The sequence below is a fragment of the Candidatus Hakubella thermalkaliphila genome (assembly GCF_013281975.1).
Taxonomy (GTDB): Bacteria; Actinomycetota; Humimicrobiia; order Hakubellales; family Hakubellaceae; genus Hakubella; species Hakubella thermalkaliphila.
Genome location: NZ_BLRZ01000119.1, coordinates 1 through 4,836, shown reverse-complemented (window position 1 = coordinate 4,836; position 4,836 = coordinate 1). Strand labels below are relative to the sequence as shown.

Here is a 4,836-nt window from a genome sequence, read left to right as displayed (position 1 = left end):
CAGATCATATCCTTAAGGACACCATTGGGCTGTCTCCAATCCCATTGCCGACATAGCTCTCTGGAGATAAACCAGCGGCTTTTATCCGGGTTGTTGGCAATCAGTCTTCGGATAAAGAGAATGTCTCTATGGGTTAGGCGACGACCATGATATACAACATCGAACTCCATGTGTTATGGTATATCACAATCTGGTTCTGAATGCAAGTAAAAAATAAGTGTTTTTTAAAATTTTTTCTCAGTTGTCTGTTTCTCCCACAGGATATTGAGCAATTACATACCTGAGATAACCAAGTCTTGTAGCGGGGAAGTCATAAGGTCCGGTGGGGGCATTGTCTTGGTGGAATTTGAAAATGCTGATAAGGCTCAGGAATTTCTTAGAAAATCACGGGCATCGTATTGGAAACATGGGATATCAGCGACTTTCTTACCTTATAGCCCTAAATCTGCGGCTAGCGATTTTTACACTAATCTTCTGAAACCTATATTTCTAGGCATGAAAGCCCTAAAAGACATGCCGAAAAGTACCGCTTTCCATTACTCTACTATTCACTCGGTGCCCTGCGAAAATTCGGGTCTGTATCCTGCTGAACGTGTTGTTCAGGTGCCAGACGGGGTTAGGAGGATCGGGTATGCTGACAACAGGAAAAAACTCTCGTTTAAGAAAATAAGCAAGATAGAAAAAGATTTATGTAATTCCTTCGGGCTGAAAATCCCCAAGCACTTTGGTGGCATTGTCAGCTGGAGTGAAGATGAGGAACCAAAGGAGAAGGATATACCCGGAACATCGGAAGAGCGTCTTCTAGGCATAGTTTACGCCGATGTCAATGCCTTAGGAAGACTTACTCCCCTTATCGGCAAGGATAAGAACACCTATAGGAATTTCTGTGGAGCGTTGAGAAAAGCATTAGAAGAAGCAATCTACGAGGCTTTAGGGAAGATATTGGATGAACCTGTCAAAGGTCAAAAGCCAAGTGGAGCAAACGGACTTCCGGTAAGGGTTCTCTATGTGGGCGGTGATGATTTGGCTGTAGCAATCAAGGGGCTTTATGCAGTGGATTTCGTCGCAGAATTTATCGAACTTTTTGAGGATAAGACGAAGTCCCTTATGGCTAATCTCAAGCTCGCTGATGCTCCGGATAGCCTTACCATATCGGTAGGACTGGTAATAGCTCCTTACAACTATCCTATCCATAATTTTAACCTTATAGGGAAAGAATTGGTAGAAAGAGCAAAGCGCGTTGGTAAAAGGGAGAAATCCCTTGTGGATATCTGCATGATAAAGAATAACGCTGTCGGTGGACTTAAGGAAATCAGGATAGGTAAAAAGGTCAATGATAATTTCCTCCTCTACGGCGGGCCTTATACGACGGAAAAACTTAAGCAATTGAAAGCTGCTGCCTTAGATTTAGACCTTGCGGCCTTCCCAAGACATAAGCTCCACGAACTTGCCGAATTACTTTATTTTCCGAACCAGCAAGCGACCTTCGAATTTGTACGATGGTTTAGCAGTCTGAATAAGTATAGAGAACGTTTTATTAATGTATGTGATAGACTCTCTTTAGGGCCTTTTCCAGTTCCACGGGAGAAGTGGGAAGGGATCTACCGGACATCAATAATAGACCTCATAGAATTGTACGACCTCCTTGTAAGGGGGTAAGTAGTGAAAGCTCTTAAGATAAACTATCGAATTCATCTTGAAAGCCCCTTCATCATAGCAAGTGGAGTTTCAGGGGTAGGCGGGTTCGACCAAGTATCCGCCCTCTCCCGTAATATGCCCTTTATTCCTCCTTCCAGCATACGGGGGAGGGTGAAGCAGGCGATCAGGGAGCATTGTAAAGAGAACTCATCTTGGGAGAAGTATGGATTATGCAAAGGGCAGGTTTGTGGTGAAGAAGGTGCTTATTGCGTCCCAGATTATTCGGAAGGGGACTATGGGATATGCGTACTCTGTCGTATCTTCGGTATCCCAGGGGGAGAGGTTCAAAAAGGCTTCGCCTTCTCCGGAGCTTATTTCCCCGAAGCAGTAGCTGAACTCTTGGAAAAGATTTATCAGGAAAGGCCAGGAGAGGCTCCTTATATCCGCCACGGTCGTAGCCGAAGGGACTATCTGCTAAGGCGGGCGAGGGAGGATGCTTTATTCACTCTGGGACTTGCCAAGCCTCTTGTTGACCTTGAAGGCTTCATTATTGAGACACCCGCACACCTGCGTTATGACGAACAGACTCAGAACTTTGACCATGGGATACTTCTTTTGGGGCTTAGGTTAGTTACGGAAATCGGTGGCGGAAGGAACCGGGGCTATGGCAGGTGCAGGTTCTATCCGGCTGAGGCCCGTGCCTGGAACCGATTAATCCAAGAACATATTAACCAATGGAAATATGCGAGGGAAGAAAGGTATGAAGGAGTACATCCTCACCGCTGAGGTCGTAGAGCCCATATGCTTAGCTAAACGCCAGGAAGCAGGCAATATATACGAAACTTTGGATTATATCCCTGGTCGGCTTATATGGGGGGCGCTCGCGTCTTTAACAGGTATCAGACCCGGGAAAAAACCAGGAGATGAATTTCTGGAAGTCTTCTTCTCGGATAACGTGATATTCTCCAATCTCTATCCCACGGATGAGACCAAGGCTTTTCGCTCCAAGCCCATTCCCTTATCCGCCCGTGCATTAAAAGAAGCTCCCGGCTTCAAAGAAGATGAACTTCCTGACCTCCCTGGTAGATATGGTAAAGGTATATGGGACTGGCTTATGGATGGTATTCCGGAGGATGTGGTTAAGGAAGAATATGAAAAATATCCAGGCTTTTACATCTACGACCCACCAAATTGCAAGAAAGTTAGTATCCCTAAATTTTATCTCACTCAACACGAAAGGGACAGCGTAAGGGGGGTGAGTAAAGAGGGAAGGCTTTTTGTACGTGAGCTTTTTCAGAGGGGAGAAGCTTTTCTCGGATTCATAAGATCGATCTCCGCTGACGGCGATAAGGTCTTAGAGTGGCTATTTGGAGAGATCGGCTCTAAAGCGGGCATCAATTTAGAGATACCTATAGGCAGAAGCCCGGGCAGAATAAATCTTACGGTTGAAGATGCAATGTCCTGTTCAAAACACCCCCTCTACAAGGAGCTTTCCACCCTGAACTCTGATGGTATTTTCACGATAACTTGTGTTTCCGATACCATTGTCTTGGATCAGTTTCTAAGACCACTAAAGTATGTCCCTAAAGATTTGGTCTTAAGGGAACTCTACGGAGTTATCAAAACCTGCGAGGTAATCAGACATTTTTCTGCTGCTGAGGTCATCAGAGGGTGGAGCGGTGTCTATCAACGACCTTGTGAGGATGAGGTGGCGATAGCCAAAGGAAGTGCCTTTTTATTCAAATACGGTTTAGGCGATGGAAAGAAATCGGAAGACCTTATACGTACTCTTAATGAACTGCAGAAAAGGGGGCTTGGTCTCAGGAAAGCCGAAGGATTTGGTGAAATAAGCATAAATGACACATTCCACCATGAATACAAACGTTGTCCGGAGGAGGGAAGATGAAACCAACCTTACGGAAAGAAGTTATGTATAACATTATAGAAGCTCCACTTACAGAAGGTGATACTTCATTCCTGCTTGGAGATATAATGGTAAATTATACCCATGGTAAAAGCTTACGGGAATTTTTAGAGAGGCTACCTAAGCGTCAAGCATACCGGTTCTGGGAAGTATGTTACAGGGAAGACGATCTGGGAAAGTGGGTAGAATTTCTGGAGTATGAATCGTTTAAGGAAACATCGGCCTGGGGACACGAAATAGTTAGAGAATTAGCAAAAAAGCTAGTGCCATGGTGGAACGATGAAGAACCCACCCGAGGGGCAAATCAAAAATTTAACGGAGAGTTAGATGATTTGAGGGGAGATTTGCAACACTTGAGTGAGGTCGAAAAGATTATTGGTGAGTTGAAGCCCACATCTGAGGAACTTAAGGAATGGAAACGTAATATCCTGTGTAAGGTATTGGGAAATATACTTCGAGGTTGAACAATGAGAACTTATTACTTCAACGCGAAAGTAATACTTGATAGCCCGCTTCATATAGGGTCTGGGGAAGGCAACGATTACGTGGATAGCCTTATTATAAGGGACGTGAATGGTGAGCCTTTTATCCCTGGTACATCTTTGTGTGGGCTTATGGCATCGCTGGCTAAGGATAGATTGGGGTTGGAAGGTGTAAATGCAAGTAATGTTGAGGAAGAACTTGTCTTCAAGGCACTTTTCGGTTCGGCAAGAGAAGAACAAAGGGGAAGAGAATCCCGGTTAGTTGTTCTAAATGCAAAACTTTGTCAAGGAACTGAAGGGAAGACTCTGATTCGTGACAGAACATCGGTGGACAGAAAGAGGGGCAGTGCTGCAAGGAAACACCTGTTTCATGATGAGATTCTCTCTAAGAAAGCACAGTTTAAATTCATCTGCGAGTTCAGGGAGAAGGAAGAAGTGGAAGAGGAGGAACCTCTCTCTAAATACGGAGCCGGGGCGAACCGAGAGGCACTTCACCTTCTGCTCGATATCTTGGAACTCCTTGAGAAGGGTTGGGGTCACCTTGGTGGCAAAACCGGTACAGGGCAGGGCGATTTTCGCATAAAGGGGCTAAGCTGTTTTTACTATGACCGCTCTAATCCCGACGATATACTACCTTTTGTGCTTAAGGGACCTGAAGAACTTGCAAGCAGAAATTCTGTTGAGCTAAAGAAATTAAGGGCAGAATTAAATAAGGAATCGCCCATGCACCGCGGCGCACCACGTCGCATGAAAATTATGTTATTTTCAAGGGAGAAATGCAAATTATGTAAA

Annotated in this window: 5 protein-coding genes; all 5 read left to right on the top strand. The window is 44.8% G+C overall.

The window, feature by feature from the left end; genetic code table 11:
• Positions 1–264: 264 nt before the first annotated feature.
• Positions 265–1,659, top strand: a complete 1,395-nt coding sequence (locus HW443_RS09390; RefSeq protein ID WP_176231764.1) for a Cas10/Cmr2 second palm domain-containing protein — start codon at positions 265–267, stop codon at positions 1,657–1,659.
• Between the two features lie 3 nt (positions 1,660–1,662).
• On the top strand, positions 1,663–2,424 hold the full coding sequence (locus HW443_RS09385) for an RAMP superfamily CRISPR-associated protein (RefSeq protein ID WP_176231763.1): 762 nt from the start codon (positions 1,663–1,665) through the stop codon (positions 2,422–2,424).
• On the top strand, positions 2,399–3,544 hold the full coding sequence (locus HW443_RS09380) for a hypothetical protein (protein ID WP_176235744.1): 1,146 nt from the start codon (positions 2,399–2,401) through the stop codon (positions 3,542–3,544). The genes HW443_RS09385 and HW443_RS09380 overlap by 26 nt, the downstream gene beginning before the upstream one ends.
• Positions 3,541–4,026 (top strand): hypothetical protein, encoded by a 486-nt coding sequence (locus HW443_RS09375; protein ID WP_176235743.1) that lies wholly within the window; start codon positions 3,541–3,543, stop codon positions 4,024–4,026. The genes HW443_RS09380 and HW443_RS09375 overlap by 4 nt, the downstream gene beginning before the upstream one ends.
• 3 nt (positions 4,027–4,029) lie before the next feature.
• Positions 4,030–4,836 (top strand): RAMP superfamily CRISPR-associated protein (locus tag HW443_RS09370; RefSeq protein WP_258190491.1); only part of this gene is annotated, 807 nt, incomplete at its 3' end.

Coding starts and splice junctions, on each gene's coding strand:
- HW443_RS09380 (WP_176235744.1), top strand. CDS start 2,399: ATGAAGGAGTACATCCTCACCGCTGAGGTCGTAGAGCCCATATGCTTA.
- HW443_RS09375 (WP_176235743.1), top strand. CDS start 3,541: ATGAAACCAACCTTACGGAAAGAAGTTATGTATAACATTATAGAAGCT.